The sequence below is a fragment of the Undibacterium sp. 5I2 genome, from assembly GCF_035019605.1.
Classification (GTDB): Bacteria; Pseudomonadota; Gammaproteobacteria; order Burkholderiales; family Burkholderiaceae_D; genus Undibacterium.
Genome location: NZ_JASJVS010000003.1, coordinates 94,121 through 108,233, shown reverse-complemented (window position 1 = coordinate 108,233; position 14,113 = coordinate 94,121). Strand labels below are relative to the sequence as shown.

15 protein-coding genes are annotated in these 14,113 nt (G+C 52.2%); 11 read left to right on the top strand and 4 right to left on the bottom strand.

Annotated elements, in window-relative coordinates; translation table 11 throughout:
• Nucleotides 1-111 precede the first annotated feature (111 nt).
• Nucleotides 112-699 (top strand): oligoribonuclease, encoded by a 588-nt coding sequence (orn, locus tag QN359_RS02200; protein ID WP_322249087.1) that lies wholly within the window; start codon nt 112-114, stop codon nt 697-699.
• 56 nt (nt 700-755) lie between these two features.
• On the opposite strand, the gene QN359_RS02195 is transcribed toward orn, so the two are convergent.
• Nucleotides 756-1,112 carry an FKBP-type peptidyl-prolyl cis-trans isomerase gene (locus QN359_RS02195; RefSeq protein WP_322249086.1) on the bottom strand — a complete coding sequence of 119 codons (357 nt, stop codon included), beginning with the start codon at nt 1,110-1,112 and terminating at the stop codon, nt 756-758.
• Nucleotides 1,109-1,294 carry a hypothetical protein gene (locus QN359_RS02190; RefSeq protein ID WP_322249085.1) on the bottom strand — a complete coding sequence of 62 codons (186 nt, stop codon included), beginning with the start codon at nt 1,292-1,294 and terminating at the stop codon, nt 1,109-1,111. Before QN359_RS02190 ends, QN359_RS02195 begins: the two co-directional genes overlap by 4 nt.
• Before the next feature lie 51 nt (nt 1,295-1,345).
• Here QN359_RS02190 and QN359_RS02185 point away from each other — a divergent pair, with 51 nt between their 5' ends.
• The 6 genes from QN359_RS02185 to QN359_RS02160 are packed head-to-tail and all read left to right on the top strand — an operon-like array spanning nt 1,346 to nt 7,056.
• On the top strand, nt 1,346-2,314 hold the full coding sequence (locus tag QN359_RS02185) for a cytochrome D1 domain-containing protein (protein ID WP_322249084.1): 969 nt from the start codon (nt 1,346-1,348) through the stop codon (nt 2,312-2,314).
• Nucleotides 2,277-3,080 carry a polysaccharide deacetylase family protein gene (locus QN359_RS02180; protein WP_416200202.1) on the top strand — a complete coding sequence of 268 codons (804 nt, stop codon included), beginning with the start codon at nt 2,277-2,279 and terminating at the stop codon, nt 3,078-3,080. Before QN359_RS02185 ends, QN359_RS02180 begins: the two co-directional genes overlap by 38 nt.
• Nucleotides 3,077-4,066 (top strand): sterol desaturase family protein, encoded by a 990-nt coding sequence (locus QN359_RS02175; protein WP_322249083.1) that lies wholly within the window; start codon nt 3,077-3,079, stop codon nt 4,064-4,066. Before QN359_RS02180 ends, QN359_RS02175 begins: the two co-directional genes overlap by 4 nt.
• Nucleotides 4,066-4,878: an EI24 domain-containing protein gene (locus tag QN359_RS02170; protein ID WP_322249082.1), complete on the top strand. Its 813-nt coding sequence runs from the start codon at nt 4,066-4,068 to the stop codon at nt 4,876-4,878. Before QN359_RS02175 ends, QN359_RS02170 begins: the two co-directional genes overlap by 1 nt.
• Before the next feature lie 21 nt (nt 4,879-4,899).
• On the top strand, nt 4,900-5,697 hold the full coding sequence (locus QN359_RS02165) for a competence/damage-inducible protein A (protein ID WP_322249081.1): 798 nt from the start codon (nt 4,900-4,902) through the stop codon (nt 5,695-5,697).
• A gap of 18 nt (nt 5,698-5,715) precedes the next feature.
• Nucleotides 5,716-7,056 (top strand): TAXI family TRAP transporter solute-binding subunit, encoded by a 1,341-nt coding sequence (locus QN359_RS02160; RefSeq protein ID WP_322249080.1) that lies wholly within the window; start codon nt 5,716-5,718, stop codon nt 7,054-7,056.
• 333 nt (nt 7,057-7,389) lie between these two features.
• Here QN359_RS02160 and QN359_RS02155 read toward each other — a convergent pair whose 3' ends face one another.
• The gene (locus tag QN359_RS02155) at nt 7,390-8,490 is read right to left on the bottom strand and encodes a threonine aldolase family protein (RefSeq protein ID WP_322249079.1); all 1,101 of its coding nucleotides are present in this window, start codon (nt 8,488-8,490) and stop codon (nt 7,390-7,392) included.
• Nucleotides 8,491-8,940: 450 nt separating this feature from the next.
• On the opposite strand from QN359_RS02155, the gene QN359_RS02150 reads away from it, so the two are divergent.
• On the top strand, nt 8,941-10,647 hold the full coding sequence (locus tag QN359_RS02150; protein WP_322249078.1) for a M14 family zinc carboxypeptidase: 1,707 nt from the start codon (nt 8,941-8,943) through the stop codon (nt 10,645-10,647).
• A 363-nt stretch (nt 10,648-11,010) separates the two neighbouring features.
• Here the strand turns inward: QN359_RS02150 and QN359_RS02145 are convergent, their stop codons facing one another.
• A complete protein-coding gene (locus QN359_RS02145) occupies nt 11,011-11,154 on the bottom strand; it encodes a transposase (protein ID WP_416200201.1) in 144 nt (47 codons plus the stop codon).
• A 466-nt stretch (nt 11,155-11,620) separates the two neighbouring features.
• Here QN359_RS02145 and QN359_RS02140 point away from each other — a divergent pair, with 466 nt between their 5' ends.
• From QN359_RS02140 to QN359_RS02130, 3 genes are all read left to right on the top strand, one after another.
• Nucleotides 11,621-12,853 (top strand): multidrug effflux MFS transporter, encoded by a 1,233-nt coding sequence (locus tag QN359_RS02140; RefSeq protein WP_322249077.1) that lies wholly within the window; start codon nt 11,621-11,623, stop codon nt 12,851-12,853.
• Nucleotides 12,846-13,226, top strand: coding sequence for a DegT/DnrJ/EryC1/StrS family aminotransferase (locus tag QN359_RS02135; protein WP_322249076.1), 381 nt, complete (start codon nt 12,846-12,848; stop codon nt 13,224-13,226). Before QN359_RS02140 ends, QN359_RS02135 begins: the two co-directional genes overlap by 8 nt.
• Before the next feature lie 82 nt (nt 13,227-13,308).
• Nucleotides 13,309-14,106 (top strand): aldolase, encoded by a 798-nt coding sequence (locus QN359_RS02130; protein ID WP_322249075.1) that lies wholly within the window; start codon nt 13,309-13,311, stop codon nt 14,104-14,106.
• The last annotated feature ends 7 nt before the right edge of the window (nt 14,107-14,113 follow it).

The following is a 14,113-nucleotide window of genomic DNA, read 5'->3' as shown; positions in this document are numbered from 1 at the left end:
ATAAAATCTCGGTTTTATCCTATTATCAATCTCACACAGGCTCGCACTGCGTGAGAAAACACAAAGAAATCATGGCTGCCGGTACTGCCGGCGCTTTATCAAGGGGTAATTATGTCACAAGCGACCGACATTGAAGCAAACACGCGCATTCCAGCGCGTCCGAACGAACTCAATCTGATCTGGGTCGACCTGGAAATGACCGGTCTCGACCCGGATGGTGATCGCATCATCGAAATCGCCGTCATTGTCACCGATTCGCAGCTCAACGTGCTGGCCGAAGGCCCGGTATTTGCGATTCATCAGTCTGATGAAACCCTCGGTAAGATGGATGCTTGGAACAAGGGTACACATGGTCGCTCCGGTTTGATCGATAAAGTCAAAGCTTCAACCGTCTCTGAAGCCGATGCCGAAGACGCGCTGATCGCCTTCCTCAAACCCTACGTGCCGGCTGGGAAGTCGCCGATGTGCGGCAATACGATTTGCCAAGATCGTCGCTTCATGGCCCGTGGCATGCCGAAACTCGAGGCATTCTTTCATTATCGCAACCTTGACGTTTCCACCCTGAAAGAATTGTGCCGTCGCTGGAAGCCGGAATTACTCGCTGGCTTCAAAAAGCAGCAAAAACATACGGCCTTGGCCGATATCGCCGAATCGATAGAAGAATTGAAATATTATCGTCAGCATTTCATTCGCGAGTAAGCTTCCCTTACTGCAAAAAAAACCAGCTGTGAAGCTGGTTTTTTTGTTTTAAATTATTAAACGCCGAGCAATTCGACTTCAAAAATCAGTGTCGCGTTCGGTGGAATTGCACCGCCAGCACCGCGTGGGCCATAGCCGAGTGCCGATGGAATAGTCAGAATGCGTGTGCCGCCAATCAACATGCCTTGTACGCCTTCATCCCAACCCTTGATCACATGACCAGCACCAAGTGGGAAAGAGAAAGGATCATTGCGATCTTTGCTGGAATCAAATTTCTTGCCAGCGCTGCCATCCGGATTTTGCAACCAACCGGTATAGTGCACCACAACGTGATTGCCAGCCTCTGCTTGGGCGCCTTCGCCTATCACTTTATCTTCATATTGCAAGCCGCTGACGGTGGTAATGATGCTCATGGTTTCCCCTGTACTTTAAAAAAAATGTAGATCAATTGTAGTGCAAATTTGAAAAAAGTCATCAATGTCATGCTGTTTTCAAGGGTTTTTGCATAAATTTCTTGGGCCGCCTCACGGCTTGCTGTTGTTGGAAGCCTCTGAAAAGTAAAAAAAAAATCACAAGCATTTTTTCTGCGGCTCATGCTGATGCACGGTAAAATGCGCGCTTCCCTCATTTATTTGCGATCTTTTTCATGCGTCGTCGTTTTCTGTTGTTGCTCTCGTGTTTATGCTTTGCGTCGCCTTTGCTGGCAGCCCCAGCCAATGTCGTGGTGGTGCTCAATTCGCGCGACGCCACCGTCAGCTTGCTTGATCAGCAAACCTATCAGGAAATTGATACATTTCCTGTAGGCAAAGAACCGCATCATCTGATTGCTACACCCGATAATCAATCCTTGATTATCGCCAATGCGGTCGGTAATGAATTAGTGTTTCTCGATCCGCGCAGCGGGCAAATTCAGCGGCGCGTCAAAGATATTGCCGATCCCTATCAAATCGGCTTTTCGCCTGATCAAAAATGGTTAATATCAAATTCACTGCGGCTTGATCGCGTCGATTTTTATGAAATGAAGGGCAAAGAAGTCCGACTCATTAATCGGGTTCCCTTGGCGAAATTGCCTAGCCACATGGCTTTTGATGCCGCCAGCACCACGGTCTTCATCACTCAGCAAGGCAGTGATCAAGTTTCCGCGATCGATTTGGCGACACAAAAAGTCAAATGGACCTTGCCGGTAGGTAAGTTACCGGCAGGCATTATGATGACTGCCGATGATAAATATTTGCTGGTCGGCATTATGGGCAGCAATTATGTCGAAGTCATCGACTGGCGCGCTCGTAAAACCGTCAAAAAAATCCAAGCCGGCGTCGGCACACACAATTTCCGTGCACTCGGCGATAAGCGTCACATCTTTGTTTCTAACCGGACATCGAATGAAATCACCATCGTCGATCAACAAACTCTGGAAAATGTCGGCAGCATCGCCGTGCCCGGCGGGCCTGATTGCATGGAGGTGAGTGCCGACGGCAAGACCTTGTGGGCAACCCTGCGCTGGATTAAGAAAGTCGCGGTCATCGATATCGCCACGCGTAAAGTCATCAAACTTATTCCGGTCGGACGTTCGCCGCATGGAGTCTATTTTGCCAATCGCGCACCCGATTTGTAACAGTTGGCGCGGCATCTTGGCGGCGGCGCTGGCGCTGTACTGCGCCGGCACGCAGGCCGCGGCCTGCAGCGCGCGTATTTATCTGACTTTTGATACCGGCAGCCAGTCGCAAGCCGAGTTGGTCGCCACGACCTTACGCCGCCATAACATTCACGCGACATTTTTTCTGGCCAATGAAAAAACTGTGCGCCAGGATTACTCGCTCGATCCCTCGTGGTCCACGTACTGGAGCGCGTTAGCCAAAGACGGCCATGCTTTCGGCAGCCATAGCTTTGATCATGTGTATCTGCTCGGCGACCTGGCCGATGGCAAGATGCTGGTCAAGCCGCAGTTTGGTGCCGCGGCCGGCAAAAAACTCAGCTGGACGCCGGCCCAGTACTGCAGCGAATTGCGCCGTGTTGATCAGCGCTTCATGGCGCTGACCGGACAAGCACTCGACCCGTTTTGGCGCGCTCCGGGCGGTAAAGTCACGCCGAATGCGCTCAAGGCCGCGGCCGCCTGCGGCTATCAACATGTGGGCTGGGCCGCAGCCGGCTTTTCCGGCGATGAATTGCCGGGCGATCGTTTCAGTAATCGGCAACTGCTGCAGCGCGCGCTGGACAATTTACGCGATGGCGATATTTTTATGGCCCACCTCGGTATTTGGTCGCGCACGCCGGCCTGGATGCCTGAGAATCTCGAACCGCTGATCCGCGGCTTGGAACAAAAAGGTTTTTGTTTCGCCACCTTGCGCGAACATCCCGCTTACCGTGGTAAGCCATTATGAGTTCCGATCTGCACTTCAGTGACAAGCTGACATTGCTACAGGCTTGGATTTTCGAACAATTGGTGCAGCCGACCCTGTTCGCGCTCGGTTTGGGCGAATTCGTCGAAGATGCTTTTGAGGGCGTCGAGTGGTTTGTGCTCGGCGCGGTACAATTATTGCTGCTGTTTGTGATCCTGCGCCCACTCGAGGCTTGGTTGCCGGTGCAAACCATCGGCAGCCGTCGCGCGCGCTGGAATGATTTCACCTACACTGCATTGCACCGGCTTGGTGCTTTTACGGTACTGGTGTTTTTCATCTTGACCCCTATGTTCGATCAAGTCAGCGCATGGCTGCATCTGGAGGGCATTCAGCCCTTCAATCTTGAAGACATCTGGTCCGGCTTTCTCACTTATCCGGCCTTGCTGTTTTTTGCTTACCTGTTTGTGCTCGACTTTTTCGATTATTGGTATCATCGGGCGTCGCATCATTTTGATTGGTGGTGGGGCTTGCATAGCTTGCATCACAGTCAGCGTGAGATGAATTTATGGAGTGATAACCGCAATCATGTGCTCGATGACTTGTTACGCGATGTGTATATGGGCTTGATCGCCTTGGTGATCGGTGTGGAACCGGGCCAGTATGTGTTACTGGTGATGGCCAGCCAAATGCTGCAAAGTTTGCAGCATGCTAACGTTCGCCTGCATTTCGGCCGCTTCGGCGAGTACTTGTTAGTATCGCCGCGCTATCATCGCACACATCATGCTATCGTTCCTGCCCATGCTGGCGCTGCCAATACGGCCAAAGGCGGGCATAATTTCGCGGTCTTATTTCCGCTGTGGGATTACTGCTTCGGTACCGCCTTGCTGCAGCAAGAGTTTGTCCGCACCGGCATCGCCGATCAGTTAGCGCCACCTCAAGGTCGCGCGCGCGAGTATGGCCAAGGCTTTTGGTCGCAGCAGTATCTGGGCGTAAAGCGTATGCTCGGCATCGACAGGGAGAACTCGTAATGCGCCTGGTGGATGTCGGGATCGCTTGGGGTCGCGCCTGCGCTGCCCAATTACACATCAAAATGCTGCTGCTGACGTTGTTACCGTTTCTGGTGGCGCTGCTGATCTGGAGCGTGGCACTGTGGTTGGGCATGCAAGTCTTACTCGATTATGTGCAGCAATGGTTTGATGTGCATGGCCAGTTTCAAACTGCCGGCGAAGTGCTGGGCATGCTCGGTCTGTTAGCCTTCAAAGCGATGGTGGTGCCCTTGGTGGCGATGTGGTTGCTGCTGCCGCTGATGGTTTTCACCGCCTTGCTATGTATCGGGACGCTGGCCATGCCGGCCATCAGCCGCCACGTCAGCAGCCGCCATTACCCGACATTGGAACAACGTCGGGGCGGCAGTTGGTTCGGTAGTCTGTGGCATTCTTTGTCCTCGTTCGGCATTTTTGCCGCACTCTGGTTACTCAGTTTGCCGCTCACCTTGATCCCGCTGCTGTCATTGATCATCCAGCCTTTGTTATGGGGCTGGCTGACCTATCGTGTGATTGTGTATGATGCCCTGGCCGAGCATGCCGACGCCGCTGAACGCCGCCTGCTGCTGCGCGAGCATCGCTGGTCTTTGCTGCTCATCGGTACCGTCGCCGGCCTATTTGGTGCGGCACCGGGCTTATTGTGGCTCGGTGGTGTGGTATCGATGCTGTTTTTGCCGGTGTTTGCGGCCCTGGCGATTTGGCTCTATGTGTTGGTGTTTGTATTCAGCGGCTTATGGTTTCAGCACTACTGCCTGGCTGCCTTGGCGCGTTTGCGTGCCACCGCAGCATTGAATTAATCAAAAAAAAAGAGGAACAGCATGGCAATCGGTTTGATTATCATCGGTGATGAAATTTTGTCGGGAAAACGCCAAGACAAACATTTGTCCAAGGTCATCGAGATTCTGCATGCGCGTGGCCTGCAACTCGATTGGGCCGAATATGTTGGCGACAGTCGCGAAAAAATCACCGCCACGCTACAGCGCAGTTTTGCCGGCGACGATATCGTGTTTTCTACCGGCGGTATCGGTGCCACCCCGGACGACCATACCCGCCAAGGTGCGGCGGCAGCGCTGCAAGTACCACTGGCCTTACATGATGGGGCCAAGCTCTTGATCGAGCAACGCATCCGCGAGATGGCGGCCGAAGCCGGTGATACGCTCAATTTGGCGGCGCCCGAACATCAGCAGCGCTTGAAAATGGGCGAATTTCCGCTCGGTGCGCAATTGATACCGAATCCGTATAACCGCATTCCCGGCTTTGCCGTGGATCGCCATTACTTCGTGCCAGGGTTTCCGGTGATGGCTTGGCCGATGATAGAGTGGGTGCTCGACACCCACTACCCGCATTTGTTTCACCAACAAGCGCGCGCCGAGCAATCGGTGTTCGTGTATGAAGCGATCGAATCGGTCTTGACGCCCTTGATGGAACGCTTGGAAGCTGACTACCCGTTGATCAAAGTCTTCAGCCTGCCGACAGTGGCGAGCGAAAACCAGCGCCGCCATATCGAACTCGGTGTCAAGGGCGATGCCGCGCAAGTGCCATTGGCGTATGCCGCCATGTGTGCCGGACTCGATCTGTTTGCTGCCGAATACGTGGCCGTTACCGCTGCCTTGTAATACCGAGGTCCATCCATCATGCGTAAGCTGAAATTCACCTTGTTTTCCCTGCGCGATCTGTTGCTCGCATTCGGGCCGTTGCTACTCACTCTGATCGCCGGGCTGACGCTGGCCTATTATTTGGTCGACCCCGCGCCGAAACGCGTGATCGAGATGGCGGCCGGTCCGGCGCAGGGTTCGTATGCGCATTTCGCGAAATTGTATGCGGCCGACTTGGCACAAAAAAAGATTACGCTGCACATCGCCAACTCTTCCGGCTCACAAGACAATCTGCAAAAAATCAGCGACCCCGATTCATCTGTCATGATCGGTTTTGTACGCAGCGGCTCGACCAGTACCGAAGAGGCCGAGGAAAAACGCTTAGTCTCGCTGGGTGGCTTGTTTTACGAACCGATTTGGATTTTTTATCGCAGCAAACAGGAAGTACGCAGCTTGACCGCACTGCGCGGTCAGCGCCTCAACCTCGGTGCCGAAGGCAATGGCATGCACCGCTTGTTCAGCCGGATTTTAGCGCTCAATGGCTTGGATGACAGCGCTTTCTCCATGCAAAGACAAACTGACGAAGCGGCCGCAGCAGCGCTGCAAAAGGGTGACCTCGATGTACTCGTTATGAGTAGCGCCGGCGATGCACCCTTAGTACAAGAATTGATGCGCGCCCCTGGCATACGCTTGTTCAATTTTGTGCAAGCCGAAGCGTATACCCGCCGCCTGCCGTTTTTATCCAAGGTGGTCTTACCGCGTGGCGTAGTCGATCTGGGACGCGATATTCCCTCGCACGATGTGCAACTGATCGCCTCAAGCGTGACCTTGGTCGCATATGAAAGTCTGCACCCGGCACTGATGGGTGCCATGCTCGAAGCCGTACACAAAGTGCATGGCCAAGCCGACTGGTTCAGTAAACAGGGTGAATTCCCCTCCGATAAATACAGCGAAATTCCAGTCGCCGCCGCGGCTGAAAAATTTTACAAAAACGGCCCACCGGTGCTGCAGCGTTATTTAAGTTTTTGGATCGCCAATTTCTTTGAGCGCATGTGGATAGTTTTCGTGCCGCTGGCCGCCTTGCTGCTGCCACTGTCGAAAATTATTCCACCTCTGTATGTCTGGCGCATACGCTCGCGCGTCTATCGCTGGTACGCTCAGTTGCGCCAAGTCGAACAAATTGTCGATAGTCCGGCGCAGCCGGAACGGGCGGCCTTACTGCGTAAACAATTGCTGTTGCTCGATGAATTGGAAGTCAAGGTTAACCGTATCAGCATACCCTTGTCGTATGCGGAAGAATTGTATCGCTTACGCAGCCACATACAGTTGGTCCGCACCCGCATTGAAGCGGCGCTGGCCGCAGCAGACCAAGATAGCTGAACAACTTAATTGATCGTCGCAAGCGACGATCAATTAAGTTGTTCGCTCCATGTCTGCTAGTCGGTATCATTACCCTAACTGGTGGCTACGTCATTCCTGCGCGCTTTTGGCAGGAACCCAGCGGCGTTCGTGCTTAACTGAAAATGCCAGATATGATCGTGTTTTCAGCGCTGAAAACGATACTGGGTTCCCGCCAAAAGCATGCGGGAATGACGAGGCTGCGGCATGCAGGAATGACGAGGTATACGGTGTTTCAGGTGTAAAAAAGCGTCCATCAGGCTTTTTGCGACAGCCTCTGAAGGCCGGAGTTTCAAACCCTGGTCAGATTTTTGATCAAGCCGCTTGTTCTATCGCATCAGCAAACAGATCGAGCGCGCGGCGTAACAGTTGATCGTCGAGTGCGACCAACTGATCGCCGACATACCACTCAAACATACATTGCTGTGGCAGGGCACTGTCGACGGCTTGATTGAACAGCCAGATGCCATGCTCGCGGGCGATGCGGTCGCGTAGCGCTTGCGCTGCTTGCCGTGTGATTGGCAGATACAAGTGCAGCATATTACTTTGTGGCGTAGTCGGATTGACCGTAAAATGCGGATACTCGGCTAGCAAAGCATACAGTTGCTGTGTGCGCGCAAAGCAGGCCGGCATCGCCGCCAGTCTGGCATCGAATTGCATCGCCGCTGACACAATATATGGACTGCGCCGAAACACGCTGCCACCGAGACGGTGCATCCACACCCGTGCGCGTGCCAGAAAATCTGCATTGCCGAGCAGCATGGCTCCACCCAATCCTGCCATGCCTTTGTAAAACGAGACATACACGGTATCGTAACCGGCAGCGATTTCCGCCAGCGTTTTACCATAGGCCGCCGCCGCTTCCCATAGCCTGGCACCATCCATATGCAAATGAATATTGCGCTGTTTGCAATATTGCTTGATGGCTTCGAGTTCATCCCAATCCGGCAATTGCCCGCCGATTTCCCGCATTGGCAATTCTATCTGTACCGCCGCCAGCGCTTCGCCGTGCGCTTGCAGATCAGCCAGCGTCCAAGGCCGGTAAGGCTGGCCGGTACGCAGCGCCGTAAAATGCTCGAGTGCTTGAAAATTACTTCGTTCATGCAACAGAATATGTGAACTCGGATGCAAGGCCACGAGGCGATTATTGCGCTCGTCGCAGGCCAAGCGCAGGCAAGTCACCTGGGCCATCGTGCCGGTAATGCAGAACAAGCCACTTTCCATGCCCAACAGGCTGGCGATCTTATGTTCAAAGTCTTGAGCCAGCGCTCCTTCACCATACACATCATGCTCGACTTCATGCTGCGCGCACCATTCTGCCATGCGCGCGTAACTCTCGGCCGGCGTGGCCGCGCGATGGCCGCCGAGTTGAATCGGGCAAGTATTTTTTAAGGCGAGTGTTTCTGCGGAGGTCATTGGTGACGGCTTTGGATTGTATCTGTTTGCGGAAAAAAAAAGAATAATTCTATGATTTAATACGTATTCAGTACTTGGTTTTTTGTTGGATTTCTTGGCCAAACGAAGTGGCACGAGCAGGCTTATCTTTTGCGATAGCTTGAGCGATCAAGTCAAGCTTGACAAGCGCTGTTTTAGTCCATTTTACTAGCATATTTTGCAAATACGAGTGCTACTTCATCAAAAATCTGTGATCCATGAACATTCTATGTATTAAAGAGTCTCTGTCAAGTCGGTATCTCAGGGTAGGGCTTCGTGCAGGAAGCACCTTTTGTGGCTTGCGTTTGCGACTCTGTACCTATTCGGTGTCGTCAACGCTCAGAAGTACGCCGAGTAAGTCCGCGCTTTCGATCAGATATTCAGACGCATGAATGTAGGCTAAAATCGTCGTTTTGCCTTGTTGAGAACAATATGTCCACTACGCCGACATGTGCGCCTGCCTTCATCACACCGTATGAAGCCGGTAACCGCAATCAAACCACCAACTGGCAGCAATGCATACAGTTTTATCAAGAACTGGCAGCAGCGTTTCCGCAACTGCTGAGTTTCTTTGAAATCGGTCGCTCCGATGCCGGCCATCCTATTCATGCCGGTATCATCAGCGCCGATGCTGTGTTTGATGCTGAGCGCGTGCGCGCCGCTGGACGAACGGTGTTTTTCAATAATAATGGCATTCACCCCGGTGAGCCGGAAGGCGTCGATGCCTGCATGGCCTTGGTGCGTGACTTATGCCTGCAACCGGCGCGTTTGGCGGCTCTGGCTGACACGGTGTTCCTCTTTATTCCACTTTACAATGTCGATGGTAGTCTCGATCGTGGTGCCAGTTCGCGCGTGAATCAAGATGGCCCGGAAGAGTTCGGGTTTCGCGGCAACAGCCTGCATCTTGATCTCAATCGCGACTTCATCAAATGTGACAGCCTCAGCGCCGCCACGTTCAACCGCTTTTTCTGTACTTGGGATCCGGATGTCATGGTCGACACGCACACCTCTAACGGTGCCGACTACCAATACACGATGACGCTGATTCAAACCCAGACCGACAAGCTCGGCGGCGCGCTCGGCAACTATCTCAAGCACGCCATGTTGCCGGCGATTTTCAGCGCGATGGAACAACGCGGCTGGCCGACCTGTCCGTACGTCAATCCAATACGAGACATCCCTGACCATGGCATCGAAGATTTTTTGGAAACGCCGCGCTTTTCCACCGGCTATGCGGCCCTGCATCATTGCATAGGCTTCATGCCGGAAACCCATATGCTCAAACCCTTTGCCGATCGCTACGAAGCTATGCGCGCACTGGTGGAAACGGTGTTGGCGCTGACAGTACGCGATGGCAGCCAGATTCGCAGCCTGCGTGCCGCCGCGCGCCGCGCCGCGGCCAGCGATGCCACAGCGATCGTGCGCTGGCAAGCCGATCACAGCCAGCCCGTCAGTTTTCTCTTCAAAGGTTATCAAGCCAGTTACCAGCCCAGCCTGCTCGGCAGCTACCAACGCTTGGCGTATGACCGCAGCCAGCCATGGGAAAAACCGATTCCGTATTTCAACCGCTTCATTGCCAGCGAGGTCGTCACGCGGCCGCGCGCTTACCTGATTCCTTGCGCGTGGCGTGGCGTGATCGAGCGCTTACAGTGGAATGGGGTGCAGTTGCAAAAGCTGGAGCAAGAGCAAAGTTTGGCCGTCGAGGTTTATCATATTCTTGAGCTGCAATCGCGTCCGCAAGCCTACGAAGGACATTTGTTTCATGACGAGCTTAGTCTCGATGCCCGCGCTGACACCGTGCAAGCGCAAGCCGGCGATTACTTGCTCAGTCTCGATCAAGCACAGGCGCGCTATGTGATCGAAACCTTGGAACCGCAGGCGCACGACAGTTTTTTCCGCTGGGGATTTTTTAACAGCTGCCTGGAACGCAAGGAAGCATATTCCGACTATGTGTTCGAAGACAGCGCCGCCGAGATTTTGCGCGAGGAAGACGATACGCGCGCAGCCTTTGAAGCTTGGCGTTCGGCCCATCCCGAATTGCAGAGTAATCAAACGGCGGTACTCGACTTTATTTTCCAGCATTGCCATCGCCATCGCGAACCGGCATGGCGACGTTACCCCGTCATGCGTGTGCTCTGAAATACTCAATTATTTCGGTCGCGGCAGGAGCAGGTATTTTGATCTACACGCTCAAAGCCTTGGATGTATGCGTCAATGCCCTATATGGCCACAGCCTGGCAAGTCATGCCTCATGCGTCGCGTGCCGTAAAACGGATGCTTGGACTATTCATCTCCAAGCACTTGCAACAGCAAACGATCAAACGGATGGATCTCTTCCTGCAAGCGCTTTTTCTTGTCGTACACGACCGAGCGCGTGACTGGTCAGTCGAGTTCCATATTCAGTTCCCAAATTTTGGCATAGAGACAGTCTGGTTCGTTCTGTGTGCTGACCGGTTTCGGAGCACGTTTACCTTCAAACAGACTGCCTGCATTTGCCAATAATTATTTCTTCCACTGGCTAACCTGCGTCGGATGCACGCCGAACTTTTGGGCGATCTGATTGATCGTCTTTTCGCCTTTGATCGCCTCAACTGCCACCTTGGCTTTTTGTACGCGGCTAAATATTTTTCTCTTATTTTCACTCATGGTCTGCCTCGTCTCTTTTCGACAGACACGAGTTTAAACTGTGGTCCGGATATGTGGATCCACTATATACCTCATCCACTTTCCGTATTTTTTTCGCCACAATTTTATACAAAAATCGTCATTAAAAAAATAAATTAACGTGTCGGAAATTTTTGATACTTGTAAAAACAGGTGCTTAAATTTGTTTCAATTTTTATGACTTGTACGAAGATGGGATTGATTGAAATTGATTAAATTAGATATTTATAAAAAAAATCAGCGATAAAAAAATAGCTTAGAAAGTTAAGTACAAACATACGCACCTCCGCTGATTTGACTGAAAAAAAATATTTGCTTATATTTAATTTTAATTGGGTGCAGCAACTGTATGTGTGTTGTGTTTCTATACCTTTTTTACTTCGCTCATTTTTTTAATCGCAATGAAAAATTAAAGCTGAAATAATTTAAAAGGAAAGGATATAAATTAATGTATTCTCAGACAAAGCTAATCAGTGAGCGCTACCCAAAATGGCTACTACTCATAGGCATTGCCACTGCGCTTGGCCCGATATCAATGGATATGTATCTACCGGTTCTCCCCAAAATAATGACGGAGTTTGATGCGCCACAAAACCAGGTGCAGTACACCATCCTTGTCTTTCTGGCTGGGTTGGCTATAGGCCAATTGTTATATGGTCCTTTGAGTGACCGAATCGGTAGAAAATTACCACTGTGTTTTGGTATTGTGATCTATACCATTGCATCTGTCGGCTGTGCTTTTTCAGAGAACCTTGCGATTCTGATGACATGGCGTTTCGTACAAGGAATGGGCGGCTGTGCCGGTGTTGTGATAGGACGCGCAATTATTCGTGACCGTTTTGGTTTGACAGGTTCAGCACAAGCATTTTCATTCATGCTCATGGTCGTGCTAGCTGGTCCTATGATCGCTCCAGTATTAGGTGGCTGGATGGCAGACTTTGGGTGGCGTCCCATATTTGGAGCGATGTCAGCGTTGGGCGCATTTTTAGTTGGCAGCATCATACTTTCATTCAAAGAAACACTACCGAAAAAAAAGCGCGTGCACAGTACGGCATCGACCGCTATCAGACAGTATTTGTTATTGCTTAGTTGTACGCAATTGCTTTCATACACCATAGTTGTTGGTCTTATGCAATCTGCCTTATACGCCTATGTGATCTGCGCACCATTTATTATCATGGAGGTATATGGCGTCAGTCCTCAATATTTTGGAATGGTTTTTTTTACTAACACAGCCGGTCTGATTGTTGGGTCACAGATCAATGCAGTATTGGTAGAGCGGTTTGGTCCGGATCGGATATTAGGCATTGCACTGCTATCACCAATTGTTTTGTCACTTACCTTAATTGCATCGCAGCTGTATGGTTTTTCATCGCTGATTGTAGTTCTTGTCGCGCTGTTTGGCATTCTGAGCAGTCATGGATTTATCAGCCCGAACGGGACTGCTCTCGGCCTGGCCCATCACGCCGAACAAGCTGGTACGGCATCCGCTCTTATGGGAGCGATTCAGTTTGGAATTGGTATCGTCGCGATTTCCTTAACAAGTTTTTTTAAAGTGACATCGATATTACCGCTGGCTTTTGCTATAGGTTTTTGTAGTTTTCTGGCGCTTGCCTGTCATCGCCTGGCCGCACGCCCTGCGCTAAAAAATTCTATTTCACAGGTAGAAAAAAATGAATAAACGGGAATGCGATCAACGGCTTGCGCTGCAAGGCGGGAAAAAAAATCGCGAAATCGCTTGGCCTAAATGGCCTACCTATAATGACGAGACAGAACGCGCGCTTCTGTCTGTCATGCGCTCTGGCCGCTGGACAATAAGCGGGCCATTTACCGGTGAAACTACCAAAGAAAGAATATTCTCAAAAAATTTTGCGGCGTACTGTGACTCTGAATATTGCACTCCGGTTACAAGTGGTACTGCATCGCTGACAATAGCATTGCTTGCGCTTGGAGTTGGCGCGGGTGACGAGGTATTAATTCCAGGCTTAACTTGGGTAGCGTGCGCGTCGGCGACGATGGCAGTGGGGGCAGTGCCAATCATGGTAGACGTCTGAAGTGCATCAAGGTCACGCCCTTGATGCAGGATGCGTCGGTATTCGCAGCGCGCCCAACTAATTCACCTTGGAGAAACACATCATGGTTGGAACGAAATTGACTCGATGGTCGCGCATTGTCCATCACGAGACCGGACGCGGCTTGCTCGTGCCGATCGATCATGGCCTTACCTCGGGCGGCATGGCGGGGATGGAGCAGTCGGCGCAGCTGGCGCAATGGCTGCGCCATCCGGCCATCACCGCCGTGGTGGCCCACAAGGGCATGATTGCGCGCCTCAATGAAACCGGTTGCCTGCTGAGCAAGGGCATTATCCTGCAAATGAACGGCACGATGTCGAGCTCCGTACAACCCAATCGCAAGGAGCTACTCACTTCGGTCGATGCAGCGTTGCGCCTGGGTGCAGATGCGCTCAGCCTCGATTTGGTGTTCGATGGCATCAATGATGGCCATAATCTCAGTCTGCTGGGCGCGGTCGCCGACCAGGCCAGTCAGTACGGCCTGCCGATTCTGGTGATGGCCAAATGCCAGCACACCAACGCCAGCGCCGAGGACGCCATCACGGCACTGCGCAAGGTGGTGCGTTCGATCTGGGAACTGGGTGCCGACGCCATCAAACTGCAAAAGCCGGAATCGCTCGCCGATATTCCGCAACTGCTCGACGGTTTGCACCAGGATATCGATGTATTCTTTGCCGGCGGCTGCCGTAGCAGCGACGACGAGATGCTCAAGTTGCTGACCGTCGGCCTGAAAGCCGGTGCGAAAGGCTTGTGCATCGGCCGCAATGTATTCCAGAACGAGAATCCAGAACACTTCCTGACCGCGCTGAGCATGCGCCTGGACCATAGTTCCGACACCTTGTCGCTCGTCAGCGCGCAATAAGGAGCGA

Excerpts from the sequence above, each read along its gene's own strand:
- QN359_RS02175 (WP_322249083.1), top strand. The coding sequence starts at position 3,077 with ATGAGTTCCGATCTGCACTTCAGTGACAAGCTGACATTGCTACAGGCT.
- QN359_RS02185 (WP_322249084.1), top strand. The coding sequence starts at position 1,346 with ATGCGTCGTCGTTTTCTGTTGTTGCTCTCGTGTTTATGCTTTGCGTCG.
- QN359_RS02140 (WP_322249077.1), top strand. The coding sequence starts at position 11,621 with ATGTATTCTCAGACAAAGCTAATCAGTGAGCGCTACCCAAAATGGCTA.
- QN359_RS02150 (WP_322249078.1), top strand. The coding sequence starts at position 8,941 with ATGTCCACTACGCCGACATGTGCGCCTGCCTTCATCACACCGTATGAA.
- QN359_RS02155 (WP_322249079.1), bottom strand. The coding sequence starts at position 8,490 with ATGACCTCCGCAGAAACACTCGCCTTAAAAAATACTTGCCCGATTCAA.
- QN359_RS02195 (WP_322249086.1), bottom strand. The coding sequence starts at position 1,112 with ATGAGCATCATTACCACCGTCAGCGGCTTGCAATATGAAGATAAAGTG.
- QN359_RS02160 (WP_322249080.1), top strand. The coding sequence starts at position 5,716 with ATGCGTAAGCTGAAATTCACCTTGTTTTCCCTGCGCGATCTGTTGCTC.
- QN359_RS02170 (WP_322249082.1), top strand. The coding sequence starts at position 4,066 with ATGCGCCTGGTGGATGTCGGGATCGCTTGGGGTCGCGCCTGCGCTGCC.
- QN359_RS02135 (WP_322249076.1), top strand. The coding sequence starts at position 12,846 with ATGAATAAACGGGAATGCGATCAACGGCTTGCGCTGCAAGGCGGGAAA.
- QN359_RS02180 (WP_416200202.1), top strand. The coding sequence starts at position 2,277 with ATGGAGTCTATTTTGCCAATCGCGCACCCGATTTGTAACAGTTGGCGC.
- QN359_RS02145 (WP_416200201.1), bottom strand. The coding sequence starts at position 11,154 with ATGAGTGAAAATAAGAGAAAAATATTTAGCCGCGTACAAAAAGCCAAG.
- QN359_RS02130 (WP_322249075.1), top strand. The coding sequence starts at position 13,309 with ATGGTTGGAACGAAATTGACTCGATGGTCGCGCATTGTCCATCACGAG.
- QN359_RS02190 (WP_322249085.1), bottom strand. The coding sequence starts at position 1,294 with ATGAGCCGCAGAAAAAATGCTTGTGATTTTTTTTTTACTTTTCAGAGG.
- orn (WP_322249087.1), top strand. The coding sequence starts at position 112 with ATGTCACAAGCGACCGACATTGAAGCAAACACGCGCATTCCAGCGCGT.
- QN359_RS02165 (WP_322249081.1), top strand. The coding sequence starts at position 4,900 with ATGGCAATCGGTTTGATTATCATCGGTGATGAAATTTTGTCGGGAAAA.